The organism is Parabacteroides sp. AF17-28 (assembly GCF_003479205.1).
GTDB lineage: Bacteria > Bacteroidota > Bacteroidia > Bacteroidales > Tannerellaceae > Parabacteroides > Parabacteroides acidifaciens.
In genome coordinates this window covers 36,881-57,358 of record NZ_QUGV01000031.1, presented here as the reverse complement: position 1 = coordinate 57,358, position 20,478 = coordinate 36,881, and the positions used below count along the sequence as shown (strand labels likewise).

The following is a 20,478-nucleotide window of genomic DNA, read 5'->3' as shown; positions in this document are numbered from 1 at the left end:
TTTTGTGCATCTCAAAAAAAGCAAGTAAAAATAGTAACAATATAATTGAAGAAAATCTATGAGTCAGACAGTAGACATTCGTGAGTTGAACGAGCGGATTGAAAGTAAAAGTTCGTTTGTGAACATGATTACGATGGGTATGGACCAGGTAATTGTTGGACAGAAACATTTGGTGGAATCGTTATTGATCGGTCTGCTTTCAGATGGTCATATCCTGCTGGAAGGTGTGCCTGGGTTGGCAAAGACTTTGGCCATTAAAACACTGGCGTCATTGATCGATGCGAAATACAGCCGTATCCAGTTCACGCCGGACTTGTTGCCGGCCGACGTTATCGGTACTATGATTTATAGTCAGAAAAGCGAAGAATTTATGGTTAAACAAGGACCTGTCTTCGCTAATTTTGTATTGGCGGATGAAATCAACCGTGCACCGGCGAAGGTTCAGAGTGCACTTTTGGAAGCGATGCAGGAACGTCAGGTAACAATCAGTGAAAATACTTACAAGCTGCCGGAACCGTTCCTGGTAATGGCTACACAGAACCCGATCGAGCAGGAAGGTACTTATCCGCTGCCAGAAGCACAGGTAGACCGTTTCATGTTGAAGGTCATCATCAATTATCCGAAAAAAGAAGAAGAAAAACTGATTATCCGTCAGAATATCTCAGGAGTGAAACCGGAGATCAAGCCGATCTTGAGTAAAGAGGAAATTCTGGAAGCCCGCAAGGTTGTCCGCGAAGTTTATCTGGATGAAAAGATCGAGCGTTATATCGTTGATATCGTCTTTGCAACCCGTTTCCCGCAGGAACACGGTCTGGCAAACTTGGCTAATATGATCTCGTTCGGTGCTTCTCCACGTGCTTCTATCAACTTGGCTTTGGCAGCCCGTGCATACGCGTTCATCAAACGCAGAGGCTACGTGATTCCTGAAGATATCCGTGCCGTATGCCACGACGTTATGCGCCATCGTATCGGCTTGAGCTATGAAGCGGAAGCAAACAATCTGACATCGGAAGAGGTGATCAGTGAAATTCTGAACAAGGTTGAAGTACCTTAATAATTGAAAATGGAAAATGGAGAATTGAAAATTAAAGGGACTGACTCTTTGAAACTACATTCTCCGTTAGTTTGAAATTTTCAACTTTCAATTATCAATTTTCAATTATCAAGATGGAAACAAGTGAACTATTAAAGAAAGTTCGACGGATTGAGATAAAGACTCGTGGCCTGTCCCGCAATATTTTTGCCGGGCAGTACCATTCTGCGTTTAAAGGACGCGGTATGGCGTTCAGCGAAGTGCGCGAGTACCAATACGGAGACGATATCCGCGATATCGACTGGAACGTGACGGCACGCTATGTCCGCCCATACGTGAAAGTATTCGAAGAAGAGCGCGAGCTGACGGTGATGTTGCTGATTGACGTATCGGGAAGTAGGGATTTTGGTTCCGTGAATGTAATGAAGAAAGAGATCATTACGGAGATTGCCGCTACGCTTGCCTTCTCGGCTATTCAGAACAATGATAAGATTGGCGTGGTGTTTTTCTCCGACAAGATAGAAAAGTTTATTCCTCCCCAGAAGGGAAAGAAACATATCTTGTATATCATTCGCGAACTGATCGACTTCCAGCCGGAAGAGAAGCAGACCAATATTGCACAGGCGCTTAAATATCTGACCAACGCGATTAAGAAACGATGCACGGCTTTCCTGATTTCCGACTTTATCGATAAGGACGGGTTCAAGGATGCATTGACGATCGCCAATCGTAAGCATGATGTCGTTGCCATTCAGGTGTACGATCGCCGCGAGACGGAACTTCCTTCTGTCGGCCTGATGAAGATCAAGGATGCCGAAACCGGACGGGAACGCTGGATAGACAGCTCATCCGCCCATGTGCGTACGGCCTACAAAGAATGGTGGGACCGCCGGCAGGCCGCGATGAGCGATTCGTTCAAGAAGTGCCGGGTCGATTCAGTCTCTATCCGTACCGAAGATGATTATGTGAAAGCATTAATTGCTCTTTTTGATAAACGTAATTAAAGCAAGCAAATGAAATTAATAAAGAAAAGCATTCTGTTACTATCCCTATTCGGTACGTTTTTGTCCGGAGGGAAGGCGTATGCACAGCAGACACTGGTAGACGTGAAAGTCGACTCTGCCGCCATACTGATCGGTGAACAGACTGTTTTACATCTAACGGTAACAGCAGACAAAGATAAGGCCGTTCAGCTGGTTATTCCGCAAGATACATTGATGGCCGGGGTAGAGGTGTTAGGTGTCTCAAAAGCGGATTCTACCTTGATCGATAACGATCGTTTATTGATCGAGCAGGATTTGCTGGTTACCTCTTTTGATTCTTCCCTCTATCTGTTGCCTCCGTTTATGGTGATCGATGGCGCCGATACTGTTTATTCCAACCAAGTTGCGTTGAAGGTTTCGACTATTCCTGTCAATACCGACAAGCCGGAAGAGTTTTACGATATCAAAGAGGTCTGGAAACCGCCTTTTGTGCTGGCTGATTATTATCCCTGGATATTCGGCATATTGCTGACATTGTTCCTGATCTGCGTGATCGGCTATATCATACAGCGTATTCGTAACAAGAAGCCGATTATTCCGTTTAAGAAGCCGGAACCGAAGCTTCCGCCTCATGAACAGGCCATAAAGGAACTTGATGAGATCAAGCAGCAGAAACTTTGGCAGCAGGGTCGTAGTAAAGAGTATTATACATTGATTACGGATACGTTGCGTCGTTATATCGTGGATCGTTTCGGTATCAATGCAATGGAAATGACTTCCGGCGAGATACTCGATATCATCCGTAAACAGCATGAGGCTAACTCTGTATATGAAAGCTTGAAGCAGATTATGCAGTTGTCTGATTTTGTGAAATTTGCAAAGATGAATCCGCTGCCGGATGAAAACGATTTGAGTTTGATGAATGCTTATCTGTTCATTAATCAGACGAAGATAGAGGAGATTCCCGCACCCGGTGAAGGAGAGAATGCGGAAGGCGAAGGAAAGCCTGTAGAAAAGAATGATTCAAATATAAGTAAAGAATAAGATGGTATTTGCAAATCCTACATATCTGTATTTGTTATTATTGCTGATCCCGATGATCGGATGGTATATCTACAAACTGAGCAAAAATCAGGCAAGTTTGCAGGTGTCGTCTACGGAAGTCTTCGATGCGCCGGGAGCAAGCACTTGGAAAGTCTGGCTCCGGCATGTCCCGTTCGTGTTACGGATGGCGGCAATCGCTGTCCTGATCGTGATACTGGCACGTCCGCAGTCTACGAATAGCTGGCAGAACTCTTCAACAGAGGGTATTGATATTATGTTGGCAATGGATATTTCGGGCAGTATGAGGGCACAGGATCTGAAGCCGGATCGTCTGGAAGCATCCAAAGACGTGGCCGCATCCTTTATCAATGGCCGCCCGAACGATAATATCGGTTTAGTCGTATTTGCAGCAGAAAGTTTTACGCAATGCCCGCTGACGACGGACCATACCGTATTATTGAATCTGTTTAAAGATGTCCAGCCTGGTATTATTCAAGATGGGACTGCAATTGGTTTAGGGTTGGCAAATGCGGTTAGCCGTATTAAGGACAGCCAGGCTAAATCAAAAGTGATCATCCTGCTGACAGACGGTGTGAACAATCAAGGTGAGATCGCTCCGGTAACGGCAGCAGAAATAGCCAAGACATTCGGTGTCCGTGTTTATACAATCGGTGTCGGTACGCAAGGAAAAGCTCCTTATCCGTTTCAGACTGCATTCGGTATCCAGTATATGGATGTCGACGTAGAGATAGACGAACCTACCTTGAAGCAGATTGCCGCTACAACCGGTGGACAATATTTCCGTGCGACGGATAATGCCAGCCTGAAGGAGATCTATTCGGAAATCGATAAGATGGAGAAGACAAAGATCAGCGTGCAGGAATATAGTAAAAAACAGGAAGAGTACAAGAATTGGGCGCTCCTGCTTTTCTCACTGTTGCTGGTTGAGATATTATTGAGAAATACATTGTTAAGAAATATACCGTAAATAAAAAAGGCTTATGTTTCGTTTTGCACATCCGGACTTTTTATACTTGCTCTTTTTGCTTCCCGTACTGATTGCATTCTATGTGTATGCAATCATCCTGAAGAAAAAGGCAATCAAGAAATATGGTAATCCCGAATTGTTGGCAGAGTTGATGCCGGAGGTTTCTCCAAAGCGTCAGCATCTGAAGTTTTGGCTGTTGTTCGGAGCCATTGCGATGGTTATCATTGTCATTGCCGGGCCACAGTTCGGTTCTAAACTGGAAACAGTAAAACGCCAGGGCGTGGAGATCATGGTTTGTCTGGACGTCTCCAATTCGATGTTGGCAGAAGACGTATCGCCTAACCGTTTGGATAAGGCCAAGCAGATGCTATCCAAGTTGACAGACGGTTTCTCGAATGATAAAGTCGGACTGATTGTTTTTGCAGGGGATGCGTTTACGCAGCTTCCCATTACTTCCGATTATGTTTCGGCCAAAATGTTCCTTTCGTCTATCAACCCTTCGATGGTTTCAACGCAAGGTACGGCTATCGGTGCTGCTATCAACTTGGCAGTCCGTTCTTTTACACCAAGCGAAACGTCGGATAAGGCCATTATCCTGATTACGGATGGTGAGAACCATGAAGACGATGCGGTGAAAGCCGCTGCCGCTGCCGCAGATAAAGGTATTCATGTGAATATTGTCGGTATGGGTGATCCGAAAGGTACTCCGATTCCTATAGGCGGAAGTAATAATTACATGAAAGATAAGGAAGGAAATGTCGTTATTACAAAACTGAACGAAGAAATGTGCCAGGAGATTGCAGCTGCAGGTCATGGGACGTATGTTCGTGCCGACAATACTAATTCTGCGCTCCGTGCGCTTCAAAAGGAGATTGAAAAGATGAATAAATCAGAACTGGACAGTAAAGTTTATTCGGAATATGATGAACGTTTCCAGACATTTGCCTGGATTGCATTGATTCTGCTTTTGGTAGATTTCATGACATTAGACCGGAAGAACCGTATATTCAGAAAAGTAAAATTATTCTCTTTGATATTATTGTTCTGTTCAGGCTCTGTTTTCGCCCAGAAGGCTGAACGTAAGAACATCCGCGAAGGGAATAACCTTTACCAGAATGAAAAGTTTACCGAAGCGGAAATCGCTTACCGGAAAAGTCTGGAAGTAAACCCACGCTCATCCGAAGGAACATATAACTTAGGAAATGCCCTTTACAAACAGAAAAAGTTCCCGGAAGCAGCAGAACAATACCAATTGATAGCCGGTCAGGCAGAGAAGATGGTGGAGACTCCGGAAGGAAAAGCCCGTTTAGCGGAAATCTTTCATAATGTCGGAAATATTGGCATGCAAAATAAAGAATATGCCAAAAGCGTAGAAGCTTACAAACAATCCCTGCGTTTGAATCCGAAAGATGACGAAACACGTTATAATTTAGCTTTGGCACAAAAATTGTTGCAAGATCAGCAGAATCAGCAGAATGAAGATCAAAATCAGGATCAGAACGAAGACAAGAAGGAAGATCAGGATAAACAAGATCAACAGCAGCAGAATCAAGATCAGCAGCAGCAACAAGATGATAAGAAGCAGGATAAGACACAAGAACAGCAACAGCAGAATGAGCAGATGAGTAAAGACAATGCTCAACAGATGTTGGATGCTTTCCTGCAGGATGAAAAAGACACTCAGGAAAAGGTGAAGAAGGCGCAAGCTCAACAACAGCAACGCCGTCGGACGGATAAAGAGTGGTAATCGGGAAATAAAGAAGTAAGAATTAAAAAAATAAGAATTAAGAATGAGGAAATTAGTTTTCTTATTTGTTCTCTTTGCAACTTTCGGAGTGGTGGTCAGAGCGGCTGATGTGACGTTCAAGGCTTCTGCTCCGGAAGCTGTCGTTATGGGAGAGACTTTCAGATTATCGTACACGGTAAATGCAGAGGGTAAAGATTTGCGTGTGCCGGAGATACCAGATTTCGATGTGTTGATAGGGCCGTCTACTTCGACCAGTATGAGTACCCAGATCGTCAATGGAAAAATGACTACGGAGACGTCTTTGACGTTTACTTATATTCTCCAACCAAAGAAAGAGGGTACTTTCAATATTGCACCGGCTACGATCAAGGTAAAAGGCGCCAACTACACGTCCAATGCGTTAGCTATAAAAGTGCTTCCCCCTGATAAAGCGGATGAAGCGGCAAAAGAAGGCTCAACCGGTACAGGTATCAGTAAGGATGATGCCTTTTTGACAATTGATGTCTCTAAGAGAAACGTTTATGAACAGGAAGGTATTCTGGTTACATTCAAGCTTTATTTCAGAAAAGATATTGCATCTATTAATCAGCCTAAATTTCCGGAGTTTGATGGTTTTTTAGCTCAGGAAATCGAATTACCGGATAATAAGCAGCCTGTAATGGAAAACTACAAAGGCAAGAATTATAATGCGGTAGTTATTAGACAAACCGTATTATACCCGCAACGTTCCGGGAAGATTACAATACCTTCCGGAAAGCTGGACCTTGTGTTACGTGTACCGGGTCCTCCCAAACAGAGAAGTAGTGTCTTTGATGACTTCTTTGGCGGTTCATCTTCTTACATTGATGTAAAGAAAGAGCTTACTACTCCTTCTGTAACAATCGATGTGAAGCCCTTGCCTTCCGGTAAACCTGCTTCATTCTCCGGTGCAGTCGGCAACTTTACTATGACTTCGAGCATTAACTCCAATAATGTAAAAACAAATGAAGCTGTTACTGTCAAAGTGAAGATTTCCGGTAATGGAAACATTAAGCTGGTAAAGAATCCGGAAGTTGTTTTCCCAAATGACTTCGAAGTTTATGATCCGAAAGTAGATGTGGATATTAAGACAACTGCAGCTGGTTCTTCCGGTACGAAGACTATCGAATATATGGCAATTCCGCGTTATGCAGGTGATTTTGAAATTCCGGCTATCGCATTCTCTTATTTTGATACAAAGACCAATTCTTATAAGACTATAACTTCCGAACCTTATAAGCTGCATGTAGAGCAGGGTGCAGGTGGAGGAACGTCTCCCGTTATTTCCAACTTCAGCAATAAGGAAAGTGTGAAGTATCTGGGTAAGGATATCCGTTACCTGAAGGTGAATGACATCCATTTCGTTCCGAATAATGAATTGTTCTTCGGTTCATTCATGTATTACATGTGTTATCTGATCCCGGCAATTTTGTTTATTGTCTTCTTCTTTATCTACCGCAAGCAGGTGAAAGAAAACTCGAACTTAGCATTAGTCCGTACGAAGAAAGCGAACAAGATGGCAACCAGACGTCTGAAAAATGCAGGTAAACTGCTTAAGGAAAACAAGAAAGAAGAATTTTACGACGAAGTGCTTCGTGCATTGTGGGGATATTTGAGTGACAAACTGAGTATTCCGCAGGCAAGCCTGACTAAGGATAATGTAGAGGCTGAATTGACTAAATATGGCGTTGATGAGCCGCTGATCCATGAGTTTATGGATATCCTGAATACGTGCGAATTTGCCCGTTATGCACCGGCACAGGCTTCGGATGCTATGGATAAGTTATATGAACAGACAGTAGATGCCATTGGTAAGATGGAAAATACAATTAAAAAGTAATGCGATGAAGATGAATATAAATATGAAAAAGATCGTATTCTTCCTTTTGGTCCAGTTTGTCGCTTTTGGTGCATTCGCCCAGGAGGCAACGATCAAAGAGGCGGAAGCTGCCTATACGAAAGAAGATTATGGCAAGGCTATCGAACTATATGAAGGTCTTCTGAAGAGTAATGGCGAATCGGCTGAAATCTATTATAATTTGGGAAATGCCTATTATAAGGAAAATAAGATTGCCCCGGCCATTCTGAATTATGAGCGGGCTTTGCTGTTGGATCCGGGAGATGGAGATATCCGCTTCAATCTGCAACTGGCGCGCCAGAAATCGGTAGATAAGATCGAACCGGTTGGCGACTTTTTTCTTCATCGTTGGTTTGATAAAGTTCAGAATATGGGTGCTGCCGATTCATGGGCTCAGATGGGTATCGTCTGCTTTATTCTGTTTATCGGCTGTTTGATATTGTTCTTCTTCTCTAAGTGGATTCATCTGAAGAAGATCGGCTTCTATCTTGGATTGGTATTGCTGGTTTTGGTTATCTTTTCCAATATCTTTGCCAGCAATCAGAAGAGTGAACTGGTGAATCGGAAAAGTGCAATTGTATTTGCTCCGACTGTTACGGTAAAGAGCTCTCCGGATGCAAGCGGAACAGATCTTTTTATTTTGCATGAAGGAACTAAAGTCTCCATTAAAAGTAAACTGGGAGATTGGAGTGAAATAGCAATGGAAGATGGAAATGTAGGATGGATGCCGAGTAAAGACATTGAAATCATTTAATATCCGGCATCGAAGCTTAATCCTACTATGGTTGAAAAAATATTGATTTATGAGCGCGATGCGTTCTTAGCTCTCAACGGCAGCGACTCTGCTTTCCTGGATCGTTTTATGTGGATCTTTACAGGGAGGGCAGTTTGGCTGCCGTTAGCCTTTTTTATTCTTCTGGTCTTGATTTATAAAAAGAACTGGCGCGAATCTCTACTTATTTTATTGGCAATTGCGCTGGTTATAACCTTATGTGATCAGTTTGCTTCCCACCTCTGCAAGCCTGTTTTCACCCGCTTTCGGCCGACACATCATCCTGATTTTATGTATCTGGTAAAAACCGTTTTCGGATATCGGGGAGGGCTTTATGGTTTCATCTCCAGCCATGCGGCGAATGCATTTGGCTTTGCAACGCTTATGACGTTAATTATGCGGGATAAGTTATTCGGCTGGACCCTCTTTTTCTGGGCGTTTTTGACTGCCTACACGCGGGTTTACTTGGGAGTCCATTTTATTTCGGATATTGTACCGGGAGCTATTGTGGGAGTATTCTTCGGTTATTTAGTGTATTGGCTTTATTCTCTTAGCCGTTCAAAATTAGTGCCGGCAGAGGTAAAACAGGATGAACCGTTATATTCAAAACAACGTATCCGTCTCATTGTCTATGCAATATATCTGACGATTCTTGTCATTCTCATTTTTAATGAGCCATTGGCCGCTTGCCTTCAAAAATAATACATGTCGTAAAGCATATTAATTTTTGATGAATAATTTGTTGCTGTAATTTATAATGATTAAGTTAGTGGCATCAAATTAAACAAAGTATTAACCTTCAAAATAAGGAAGCCATGACAAAGACTATTACATTTAATGAACTCCGCAGACTGAAAGACAGCCTGCCTGACGGAAGTACTCACCGGATTGCTGATGAACTGGGTATCACTGTTGAAACTGTTCGTAATTATTTCGGTGGGCATAATTTTAAAGATGGCAAGAGTTGTGGAATACATATTGAACCAGGGCCTGACGGAGGTTTGGTTGTATTAGACGACACCACAATATTTGAACGTGCTTTGCAGATACTCGCAGAAAAAGACGAAGTGTCGGAAGCACAGCAAGCGTAAAGAAATTCATTGTTACAGAAGAATCCCATAGCTGAATCTAAACGATGCTGCTGTGGGATTTTTTTTATTCAACTTTTAGCGAATTCCGATTGTTTAATCTATAAAAACACACGAGTATGGAAGATAAATTAGTAACGTTAGCAATTCACACGTTCGAGAAAGCCCAGATTCTCAAAACGATGCTTGAAACAGAGGGGATTGAAGTCTACATACATAATGTAAACCAGATCCAGCCGGTTGTTTCGGCCGGTGTACGTGTGCGGATTAAAGAAAGCGATCTGCCTCATGCCTTGCGTATCATTGAAGATAGCAAGTGGTTTAGCGAGGACACCGAACAAGAGGAAAAAAACGGCCATCAGGAAAAGAAAATATTGATCCCGATAGATTTTTCCGATTATTCGATAAAAGCATGTGATTTAGGTATTAATTATGCCCATAAGATCGGAGCGGAAGTGATGATCATGCATGCTTATTTCAGCCCGTATTTCCCGTCCGCTATTCCGATGGGCGATACGCTGGCTTACCAGGTGAACGAGGAAGAGACGACACAGAATGTCTTGAAACGTGTCAATATCGATATGGAAAATATCTGTACGATGATCAACCGTAAAATCCAGTCGGGCGAACTTCCCAAAGTGAAATACAATTATGTACTTCGTGAAGGGTTACCGGAGGAAGAGATTATTGCATATTGCAAAGAATATCATCCGACATTGATTGTAATGGGTACTCGCGGAAAGAGCCAGAAAGACATGGATCTGATCGGTAGTGTTACCGGTGAAGTGATTGAAGTAAACAAAGTCCCGGTTTTGGCTATTCCGGAAAATGTCCCGTTTGAAGATTTGAGTGAGGCTAAAAACATCGCTTTTGCGACCTCTTTCAACCAGCGTGACCTGGTCGCTTTTGACGAATTTATGGAAATCATCAAACCGTATGATGTGCATATCCATTTGTTCAATATCTCGACCAGCAAGGATGAATGGAATGAAATCCGTCTGACCGGTGTCAATGAATACTTCAAAAAGCAATATCCGGATGCCCATATCACCCATACGGTTTTGGACGATGGCGACCTGTTGCTGGCGATTGAGAAATTCGTGCGCGACAAAGATATCGATGTGATAGCGCTGAGCACGTACCGCAGGAATATCCTGGCCCGTATGTTCAATCCTTCGATTGCCCGTAAGATGCTATTCCATACTGACACGCCTTTGTTGGTGATGCACTCATAGAATATTGTTGAGAGTTGACTTCTGTCAACTCTCGACTCTTTCAGAAATCGGTAATGTAAACCAAAACGTAGAGCCTTTCCCGACTTCCGACTCCACACCAATCTCACCTCCTAATGTCTGTATGATCAGTTCGCAGATCGAAAGCCCCAGTCCGGTGCCTTTTACAAAAGTGTCGAATTTGGCAAAGCGCTCGAAGACGTGGGGCAAGTTCTCTTTCTCAATTCCTTTTCCGGTATCCCTTACATAGAAATAAATCTGTTTGCCTTCGATTTCGTAACCGACTGTTATGGACCCTTCGAATGTGTATTTGCAGGCATTGCTGATAAAGTTGGATAAGACTTGTGTCAAACGATTCTTTTCGGTGTACAATATGTAAGGTTCCGGTGGTATATCCAGGGACATATAGACCTCTTTCTTTATTTTGAACCGGAAAGTATATCCCAAGTTTTGAATCAAGTCATTCAAATTCACCTCCGAATAAATGAATTCCATCTGTCCGGCTTCTATCTTCGACATATCCAGGATATCGTTAATCAGATGAAGAAGCATGTCGTTGTTTGCCTCGATGATTTGGGCAAACTCTTGCCTTTCTTCTTTGTTGTCCGTTTCGGCCATAAGCGTCGAGAAACCTACAATGGCATTGAGCGGTGTCCGTATGTCATGGCTCATATTGGCGAGGAAAGTGCTTTTGAGGCGGTTGGATTCTTCGGCTTTTTCACGCAGGCGAACCAGTTCCTCGGTATGTTTCAGATCGGTGATATCATGTTTCAAACCGATAATACTGCGTACCCGCCCGTCTTCATAACGTTGATAAGCGACGGCTTGCATCTCGAACCACTGGTAGTCTTCCATTCCCGGCTCCTTGCTCCGTATCTGAATGACCATTAGGCTGCATGTCTCTTCAATCAGGTTACTCAGCCCCTGGATCAGGAGTTGGGCGTCGGAAGGATACATATATTTAAGAATCTCGTCCAGCGCGACGGAGTTTTGGGAGAGATTGGATTGCTGGAGGAAGTTGTCGCTGATATTAACCGTCTGCGACTCTACGTCATATTCCCAAGGCGTGATGTGGACCGCTTTGAGGACAAATTCGAGCATCTGCTTGTTTTTGTCGTATATGTTCTTTTGCTTCATTTCGGCGGAAACATTCCGCTCGGTACCGATGATATGGCTCACTTTCCCGCTCTTGTCTTTTAATCCGATTGCATAGACGTCGGTCCAGACGTTTCCGTTGTCGAGGTTGAGATGGAATACTTCGTTTTTTATTTCTTCCTCTCCGGATGTTAAGGCATGAAGGTAATTTTCGTATTTCTGCATATCTTCCGGATGTATTTTGGAGCCTAATTCAGCTTTGGTCATACCGGTAGTCGGGATGCCGACACGGTGCACTGCCGTGAAAACCTCTTTTTTGACATCGTACCGCCATACGGCCATATAGACGGCATCGAGGGCGATGGTAAGTTCGGTATGTACCCTGTCGAGTTCTTTTTTATGCTTGCGTTTTTTGGTCAGGAAGAAGATGAACAGGAAGGCTGTGAAACAGATGCCTGCTATTTCGAAGGGGTGTGCTTTGATTTGCAGGTAACTTTTGTCGTATTCGTGGGTTACTTCCAGCCGTTTCGGACCCATATCCTGCCTGGTGGAGGCTGAACCATCGAAGGATATTGCCTGGAGCAAGAAAATCAGAAAAAGAAATACCCTATACTTTTTCATGTTTTTAGAAAGAATAATCATCTCTTATTGTTGTTATTGATTAATGTGTAACGGCGTGTATGTGATTGGATAAAGTTATGTTGTTGTAAAACCAAATTCTACGGTAGAAGCAGAGTAGAATCCCTCCTTGGTTGCGACACATATGCTGTTGAAAGCGTAATCGTCATTACGCTCGGTTAGCATCAGATGGGTAAGCGTGTCGTTGATACAGTGCATTTTAGGATTGGATATAACCATAATTGATGTTTTATAGAGTTCTTAATGAACTCCGGTAACTTTGAAATAATTATAAAAAATAAGGCTGCTGAACCGTCTTGTACGGGAATATTTACTATACAACAAGAATCAATAAATATTATTGGGTATAATTTTGACTTGGTATTTTGGTTTGAAATACTCAAAAAAGGACTTTTTCTTTTTCTTTATGTGAAAAGGAAGAAAAGTTTTTTTGCGTACACCTTAAAAATAAAGGGAAAACAAAGAGTTGTATTTATAAATATTTTATCTTTGCTTCCATTAATAACCGGAGTTCATTAAGAACTCCGGTTATTCAAAAAACTCCAGCCTAAAATACAATAACCCCTTTTTTTGCCGTTTTTCTATTTCATCCGAAATCTTGATCGATTTTGGATTGACTTTTTTCACGGTTTAAGCTCCCCTTTCTGACAATAGGAAAAACGAGGTGCGCAGTCCGTTCTGAAAAGTGTGCAATTTGATTACCGGAAACCGGAAACACCGTCAAAGTGATAAACCTTAACTCCCGGAGAATCGAATATTTGAAAATAAAACGGACGGCGTCCCAAATATCTCAAGGAAATTCAGGTGCTTTTTTGCCCTTACAACGGTCCTTTTTCCAATTGTGACCGTTCTAATCTCCATTACGACCGTCCTAATCTTCGCGAGGTGCCGAGTGCACTACACATTAGCACGGTCGTAATGGCAAAGAGGACGGTCGTGAATGTTGAAAACGCTCGAAAAAGGCGAAAAAGTCCCTTTTTGAGGTCAAAAAAGCGGATTAACATTTGTTTGATATTGGAAGTCTTTCGGGCTTGAAAAATGCGTTTTATACAATAAGCCCCCCCCGGGACAGTTGAAAGTTAAGAGTTGAAAATTGAAAGTTAAGAGGGAGAGTATTATCGTAGTTCTTGAAGAGCTATAAGGAAGACGGACTTCTCTTTGCCTTGCTCCATACCCCGTTTCCCTTATTTCGGATCAGGTAAAAGAATCCCCTGATTACATTTATATTCATAAAGACGAAGTAGTAAGGGACGAATAACAGTTTGTTCCGCAGGTTTCGTTGTTCCATCCGGTAGCCGGCATAGGCAGCGATATAAAAAAGTAGTTGCAGGAACAGTAATCCGGCATAAAAGGGATTTCCGGAAATGGCTAATACCGCGTTTACGGGCAATAAAAGAAAAAGCATTAGCGGAGTCAGTGTCCAGCGCAACACGCGATGGCTGACATATTGGAAACTGAGCGTACCGTAACGGAAAATATTGAGCAGTCCTTTAAGACGCCAGACTGATTGCAGGCCGCCCGCAGCTATTCGTATCTTCCTTTTTTCTTCTTCTTTCATATTCAGTGAAGCTGTTTCTGTGGCATAGGCTTCTTTACAGTAGGCAATTTTATATCCTTTGGCGGCAATACGGAGTGAAAGGATAAAATCGTCGAGCAAAGTGTCCGAAGGCATCTGCTCGAACAGCCGGGTCTGTATGGCAAATAATTCTCCGGCAGCACCGACAGCCGAATAAAGGCGGTCATCCAGGTTTTTTAAGGCCGATTCGTATTTCCAGTAAATTCCTTCACCGGCAGTAGCTCCCCGGGCTGATTGTGTGTCGACTCTTTTTTCACCGGCTACACAGCCTACTTTGGGATCGCTGAAACAACGGACAATCTCTTTTATGGCATCCGTATTCAGCATTGTATTGGCATCGGTGAAAACGACGTAAGGAGTAGAAATGTACTGCATACCCCGGTTTAAGGCTGCTGTTTTGCCTTTCCTTTCCGGATTAAACAGGACTGTGACGTCTTCATATGCCGCCAATCGCTCATTTGTGTGGTCGTTTGATCCGTCTGTTACCCATACAATCCGTAGTTTGCCGTCAGGATAGGATAGGTTCCGGCAGTTTTCCATTTTTGTCGCTATAATATCTTCTTCATTATAAGCAGCTATGAAAAGAGTAACTTCCGGAAGCGGTTCGGGCAGGTGCAAAGCCTCTCTTTTTTTGAACAACTCTTTGATGCGTACCAATAGATATAACAGGATTCCATACCCTATATATGTGTAAAAGACAACAGCCAATCCTAACCAAAAGAGGATAATAAAGAGAGTGTGCATTTGTTCCATATTGTTTTTGCGTAACTTAATATTATGCCAAGCGACGCAAATATAATTATTTTTTCATCCTTCAGCATGGAAACAATATTATTATTTCAAATAATGCATAATAATCAAGACTTTCATGATTTTGTCCAAAACAAATCATTACATTTGTCAACTGTTAAAAAGAATAATATTAATCAACGAATCTAAGGGTAAAAAAACATGAAGTCTATTTTGGTGACCGGTGGAGCGGGGTTTATCGGTTCTCATCTGTGTAAACGGTTATTAGGGGAAGGAAATCGGGTAATCTGTTTGGATAATTATTTTACGGGTTCTGAAAGTCTTATGCGCGAATTGCTTGTGTATCCGAACTTTCAGTCGGTAGAACATGATGTGACCATTCCATATAAAACAACATCGGCTATTGATGAAATTTACAATCTGGCATGTCCGGCTTCGCCGATCCATTACCAGTATGATCCCATTAAAACGATTAAAACTTCTATCTTAGGAGCTATTAATATGCTGGAGCTGGCACAGGCTCATGATGCCCGGATTCTGCAAGCTTCGACAAGTGAAGTCTATGGAGACCCGTTCATTCATCCCCAGCCGGAATCTTATTGGGGGAATGTGAACACGATCGGTATCCGCAGTTGTTATGATGAAGGGAAGCGGGCTGCGGAAACACTCTTCATGGACTACCACCGGCAGAATAAGCTAAAAATTAAAATTATCCGCATATTTAATACGTATGGTCCCAATATGACGGTCCACGACGGACGGGTTGTCTCAAACTTTATTATTCAGGCTCTTCGGAATGAAAATATTACAGTTTACGGCGATGGACGCCAGACCCGCAGTTTTCAGTATGTGGATGACCTGGTCGAAGGAATGGTCCGCATGATGGCGACGGAAGACAGTTTTACAGGTCCGGTTAACCTCGGTAATCCTGGTGAATTTACGATGGTGGAATTGGCTGAACATATCATTCGTCTTACCGGCTCCCGTTCTGAAATCGTATTCCGCCCGTTGCCCTCCGATGATCCGAAACAGCGGAAACCGGACATCACGCTTGCCCGGGAGAAGCTCGGTGGCTGGTATCCTTCCGTCCCTCTTGAAGAAGGGCTTAAGAGAACAATCCGGTATTTTCAGAGTTTGTAAAAATTGAGGATATGATAGCGCTAAAGGTCTTGGAGATCGTCCTGTTTTTGAGCTTCTCCATTAATATACTTTATTTGTTCGTTTTTAGTATAGCTTCTATGCATAAGAACAAGAAAAGAGGGAAGGACTCCGCTGCTTTCCGTCGCATAGCCATATTGATACCGGCTTATAAGGAAGACCTGGTGATTATGGAATGCGTAGAATCTTGTTTGCAGCAGGACTATCCGCGTGACCGGTACGATATCGTTGTTATCTCCGATCAGATGGGAGCAGAGACGAACGGACGATTGGCTGCAATGCCTGTTATCCTGGAGATTGTCCGTTTTGAGAACAGCACGAAGGCAAAAGCGTTGAATTTAGCGATGAGCCATTTGGCTGATTACGACATCGCACTGATTCTGGACGCCGATAATACAATAGGTCCTGACTATCTCAACCAGATTAATGCCGCCCCCTTTACCGATAATATCGTTGGTTATCAGACGCACCGGACAGCTAAAAATAAGAATACGAGTCTGGCCTATCTGGATGCTGCAAGCGAAGAAATCAATAATAGCATTTTCCGGCAAGGACATGTGAATATGGGCTTGTCGGCCGCTCTGATCGGTTCCGGCATGGCCTTCGATTTCGAATTGATAAAAAAGGAGTTGGCTGGCATCCATGCAATTGGAGGCTTTGACCGTGCTTTGGAACTCACTTTGTTTAAGGCGGGCAAGCGTATCGATTATTTACCGGATGCGTATGTCCTGGATGAAAAGATACAAAACCGTCGGGATTTTGCCCGCCAAAGAAGACGTTGGCTTTCGGCGCAGATCCATTATCTGAAAGAGTTTATCGGCGATATGCCGCAAGCCATATTAGATAAGAATTGGGATTTTTGTGATAAGATGTTCCAGCAAATGAGTATTCCCCGCTTGCTTCTGTTGGGTGAGACGTTTATTATAGCATTGGTTATTACTTGTATATCCTGGCCGATCTCTTTGAAGTGGTGGATATTATTCTGTATACTGATCGTCTCTTTACTCTTGGCCGTCCCTAAACGTTTATATACAAGACAATTGTTCATAGCCGTTGTGAAATTGCCGGAAACTTTTTTCAGCATGTTTCTGAATCTTTTCCGCCTGAGGGGAGCTAACAAGAAGTTTATCCATACGGAACATGGGGTGAAATAATAAGAAAGAAATAGATATGTTTGTCGGATGTTGGAATAGAAAAGGTAAACTCCCGGAAATACCACAAGCTAAGCAGGAGGGAGGCATTGTTCATAAAGGAACTTGCCGGTGTTACCAGCGGAATGATACGCAGCTTTGGTTTTTCGGGGAACTATATAATAAGGAAGAATTAGGGTACGGTCTGATTGATGATGCGGAAACGCTTTTTTCTGTATATACTCAAAAAGGAATCCAGGGGTTTGCCGGTTTGGATGGCGCTTTTACCTGTATTCTGAGAACGCCGGATTCAGTGTTGGCCGTTCGGGACCGGCATGGCCTTTCCGATCAGGTGTATTATACGAATACATATTTTGCCTCTTCCCTTGCTCTGCTGAAATTGACAAAAGGGTTTGATGCGACTCCAAATTACCAGGCATTGAGTTCCTTCTTATCTATCGGCTATATCGCAACACCTTCTTCGGCCTTTTCGGGAGTGCAAAAATTAGGCGCCGGCGAAGTCCTAATATATAAGGATGGGCGGATCGAGTCCGATTATTTGTTCCCAACTGATACTATAATCCCGGTTCCATTGAATGAAAAAACGTTGGATGAGTATGCCGACGAATATGCAACCCTACATGCCGGTGCGATAAGGAAACGTATCGGGAAAAGTACGAATGTAGGTATTCTTCTGAGTGGAGGCTATGATTCCGGGTGTAATCTGGCTGCTTTGCGCTCTTTGTATAATGGAGATATTCGTTCTTACTCAATAGGGTTTAAGGGGGATAACTGGACAGAGTTGCCTTTAGCGCGATGTATGTCTGAAACATTCCGGACTATTCATACCGAATATGAGATAGACGGGAGTGAGATAGAGGCCCTGCCCGGTTTGGTCGAACAATTGGGTGATCCTTTTGTGGAAGGCGGATTGATGGTAAATTATGCTGTCATGCGTCTGATAGGTAATGATAAGCCGGATGTGATACTCGGAGGCGATGGCAGCGACCAATATTTTGGGACATCCGGACGCGAGGTTGCCTTGCATTATCTGATATCCCGCTATGGCATGAAGCCTGTAATGAATCTTTTATATACGATATTGAGCCGGCCTGCCTTCGATAAAGATACAAGCTTCTATCGGCTGCGTTTTCATCTGGATAAGGTATTGCATATTTTGGATGGGGATCTGTTTGGCTTTCCTGCGTTTCAACAGAAGAAGTTGCTGAAAGATACTTCTTCTTTCCGCCATTCTCCGTTGTTGCATCCCGATATGCGTAGTTTCGAGCATCTGTATACGCAACATGCATATAAGAGTGATTTAGAGAAGATCATTAACCAGGTTATTCTGTTTAAGGCATCTAAGATAGCCGATATGTTCGACAATCATCTTGTTTTTCCTTATATGGACCTGGATTTATATAGGTTTCTGATGCGGCTTCCTGTTTGCTATAAATGTAAGGGAGATAGTCCGTTCCGAATAGCAAAAGGAGAAACAACGGCCAAGTATTTGTTGAAATACCACTATAAACCGATGCTTCCGGATGCGATCACCGCAAAGAAAAAGCAGGGAGGATTTGCTCCCATGCCCATCTTTTTCCAGAATGACAAACAACGTGCGCGTATTGCCGACTATATCCTTAGTTCGTCTGTTGTTTCCGACTTTCTGAACAGGGACTACGTGGAAAAGTTTATAGCAGAGTACGATAAAGAATCGCATGAAGCCGGCAATTGGTTTTGGTACAAACAGAACAGGGCCATACAGTATTTCAATTTACTGGCATTGTCTGTTTGGTGGGAGAGGTTTGTGAGAGAGGGAAAAACATATAGCAAGATAACGGAATGAATCAGATAAAGGTAGGCGCATTCCTCAGTTATTTAATAATCGGATTAAATAATATAATCGGGTTACTTTATACTCCTTTTATGTTAAGGATGATGGGGCAGACCGAATATGGTTTATATTCGTTAGTAGTTTCTGTTGTTGCATATCTAACTGTTTTTGATCTTGGATTTGGTAATGCAATTGTTCGATATACGGCAAAAATGCGGGCGGAAAATAATAAAGAAAAGCAATATGAGATGTTTGGAATCTTCTTGTTGCTATATTCATTTATTGGTTTTATTACATTCTGCATAGGTTTTATTATAACCGGGCATGTCAATACGCTTTTTAAGGTGACAATGTCTGTCGAAGAGATGGATAAAGTTCGTATCATGTTGATGTTGATGATATGCAATTTAGCATTTACATTTCCTATGAGTATATTCGGTTCTATTATTACTGCATATGAAAATTTCGTGTTTCAGAAATTGGTGAATTTAGTTCGTATCATATTGAATCCTGTTGTAATGATTATCATGTTGCTGATAGGCTATCGGGCCATCGGTATGGTTGTAGTTGTGACAATATTTAATGTGTTAACATTATTGATGAATGCCTGGTTCTGTTTTTATAAACTAAAGATCAAGATCAGACTGAGAAAATCAAGCTTTGATTGGCCATTTTTGAAGGAAATATCTATTTATTCATTCTGGATTTTTCTAAATGCAATTATAGATAGGATCTACTGGGATTCGGGCCAATTTATTTTGGGAATGTTTACAGGCGTTAGTGTAATTGCTGTTTATGCAGTAGCCTTACAGCTGGTCAATATCTATAAAGGATTTTCTACTGCTATATCCGGTTTGTTTCTTCCAAGAGTAACTGCGATGGTTACAAATAATGAAGGAAATGATAAAATCTCCGAATTATTTATTCGGATTGGTCGGATTCAATATATAATATTAGCCTTTATATTATCCGGATTCATTGTTTTTGGTCGCGTTTTTATCCGTTTTTGGGCTGGTCCGGATTATGCTCAATCCTATTATATTGCATTATTGCTTTTTATACCATTGCTTATACCTTTGATACAAAATATAGGAATTACAGTTTTGCAGGCTAAAAACAAGATGAAATTCCGTTCAATTTTATATTTAGTAGTGTCAATATGTAGCTTGGGCATATCGGTTCCATTAGCTAAATTGTATGGAGGCATCGGTTGTGCATTGGGTACGGCTTTTGCCTTGGTTATTGGCCAGATTATAATTATGAATATCTATTATCACAAGAGAGTCGGTCTTGATATGATTGCTTTTTGGAAAGAGATAGGGAAAATGTCTGTTATTCCGATTGTCTTGAGTTTGCTTGGCTGTCTATTACTATATTATGTACAGTTAGATTCTTGGGGGATGTTTGTTTTGATCGTATTCGTATTTTCGGTTGTATATATATTTCTATTCTGGTTTAAAGGAATGAATCAGTATGAAAGAGATTTATTTATGAAACCTATTCAGAAAATGCAAAAGAAAATATATAATTGAT

At 42.3% G+C, this 20,478-nt stretch carries 17 protein-coding genes and 1 pseudogene; 15 read left to right on the top strand and 3 right to left on the bottom strand.

Translation table 11 applies throughout. The features are described from left to right. Positions 1-58 precede the first annotated feature (58 nt). The 11 genes and pseudogenes from DWW90_RS18020 to DWW90_RS17975 all read left to right on the top strand — a co-directional run bounded on the left by DWW90_RS18020 (position 59) and on the right by DWW90_RS17975 (position 10,766). Positions 59-1,054: a MoxR family ATPase gene (locus DWW90_RS18020; protein WP_115500309.1), complete on the top strand. Its 996-nt coding sequence runs from the start codon at positions 59-61 to the stop codon at positions 1,052-1,054. Between the two features lie 113 nt (positions 1,055-1,167). Next, positions 1,168-2,037, top strand: coding sequence for a DUF58 domain-containing protein (locus DWW90_RS18015; protein ID WP_115500342.1), 870 nt, complete (start codon positions 1,168-1,170; stop codon positions 2,035-2,037). Positions 2,038-2,046: 9 nt separating this feature from the next. After that, positions 2,047-3,060, top strand: a complete 1,014-nt coding sequence (locus DWW90_RS18010) for a hypothetical protein (protein ID WP_115500308.1) — start codon at positions 2,047-2,049, stop codon at positions 3,058-3,060. Position 3,061: 1 nt separating this feature from the next. Next, positions 3,062-4,048: a VWA domain-containing protein gene (locus DWW90_RS18005; RefSeq protein WP_122345980.1), complete on the top strand. Its 987-nt coding sequence runs from the start codon at positions 3,062-3,064 to the stop codon at positions 4,046-4,048. 13 nt (positions 4,049-4,061) lie between these two features. After that, positions 4,062-5,078: pseudogene (locus tag DWW90_RS20875) on the top strand (VWA domain-containing protein); the annotation flags it as partial. After that, a complete protein-coding gene (locus DWW90_RS20870) occupies positions 5,079-5,795 on the top strand; it encodes a tetratricopeptide repeat protein (protein WP_233547803.1) in 717 nt (238 codons plus the stop codon). 43 nt (positions 5,796-5,838) lie between these two features. After that, positions 5,839-7,653: a BatD family protein gene (locus DWW90_RS17995; protein ID WP_122345979.1), complete on the top strand. Its 1,815-nt coding sequence runs from the start codon at positions 5,839-5,841 to the stop codon at positions 7,651-7,653. Between the two features lie 4 nt (positions 7,654-7,657). Further along, complete coding sequence (locus tag DWW90_RS17990) at positions 7,658-8,425, top strand: tetratricopeptide repeat protein (RefSeq protein WP_122331209.1); 768 nt, start codon at positions 7,658-7,660, stop codon at positions 8,423-8,425. A 27-nt stretch (positions 8,426-8,452) separates the two neighbouring features. Beyond that, positions 8,453-9,145 (top strand): phosphatase PAP2 family protein, encoded by a 693-nt coding sequence (locus DWW90_RS17985; protein WP_115500303.1) that lies wholly within the window; start codon positions 8,453-8,455, stop codon positions 9,143-9,145. A gap of 113 nt (positions 9,146-9,258) precedes the next feature. Next, entirely contained in the window at positions 9,259-9,534 is a 276-nt protein-coding gene (locus DWW90_RS17980; protein WP_115500302.1) for a DNA-binding protein, read from the top strand. A gap of 116 nt (positions 9,535-9,650) precedes the next feature. After that, positions 9,651-10,766, top strand: a complete 1,116-nt coding sequence (locus tag DWW90_RS17975) for a universal stress protein (protein ID WP_115500301.1) — start codon at positions 9,651-9,653, stop codon at positions 10,764-10,766. 24 nt (positions 10,767-10,790) lie between these two features. Here the strand turns inward: DWW90_RS17975 and DWW90_RS20865 are convergent, their stop codons facing one another. From DWW90_RS20865 to DWW90_RS17960, 3 genes are all read right to left on the bottom strand, one after another. Then, complete coding sequence (locus DWW90_RS20865) at positions 10,791-12,479, bottom strand: PAS domain-containing sensor histidine kinase (RefSeq protein ID WP_233547801.1); 1,689 nt, start codon at positions 12,477-12,479, stop codon at positions 10,791-10,793. A gap of 75 nt (positions 12,480-12,554) precedes the next feature. Continuing rightward, the gene (locus DWW90_RS20545) at positions 12,555-12,716 is read right to left on the bottom strand and encodes a hypothetical protein (RefSeq protein WP_158582866.1); all 162 of its coding nucleotides are present in this window, start codon (positions 12,714-12,716) and stop codon (positions 12,555-12,557) included. A gap of 916 nt (positions 12,717-13,632) precedes the next feature. Next, the gene (locus DWW90_RS17960) at positions 13,633-14,826 is read right to left on the bottom strand and encodes a glycosyltransferase family 2 protein (protein ID WP_122345978.1); all 1,194 of its coding nucleotides are present in this window, start codon (positions 14,824-14,826) and stop codon (positions 13,633-13,635) included. Positions 14,827-15,024: 198 nt separating this feature from the next. Here DWW90_RS17960 and DWW90_RS17955 point away from each other — a divergent pair, with 198 nt between their 5' ends. From DWW90_RS17955 to DWW90_RS17940, 4 genes are read left to right on the top strand one after another with little or no spacing between them, the layout of a single operon-like run. Then, on the top strand, positions 15,025-15,963 hold the full coding sequence (locus DWW90_RS17955) for a UDP-glucuronic acid decarboxylase family protein (protein ID WP_115498940.1): 939 nt from the start codon (positions 15,025-15,027) through the stop codon (positions 15,961-15,963). Between the two features lie 11 nt (positions 15,964-15,974). Next, entirely contained in the window at positions 15,975-17,135 is a 1,161-nt protein-coding gene (locus DWW90_RS17950) for a glycosyltransferase family 2 protein (RefSeq protein WP_115498941.1), read from the top strand. Between the two features lie 16 nt (positions 17,136-17,151). Continuing rightward, positions 17,152-18,957 (top strand): asparagine synthetase B, encoded by a 1,806-nt coding sequence (locus tag DWW90_RS17945; protein WP_122345977.1) that lies wholly within the window; start codon positions 17,152-17,154, stop codon positions 18,955-18,957. Beyond that, positions 18,954-20,477 carry an oligosaccharide flippase family protein gene (locus tag DWW90_RS17940; protein ID WP_122345976.1) on the top strand — a complete coding sequence of 508 codons (1,524 nt, stop codon included), beginning with the start codon at positions 18,954-18,956 and terminating at the stop codon, positions 20,475-20,477. The genes DWW90_RS17945 and DWW90_RS17940 overlap by 4 nt, the downstream gene beginning before the upstream one ends. Position 20,478 lies beyond the last annotated feature (1 nt).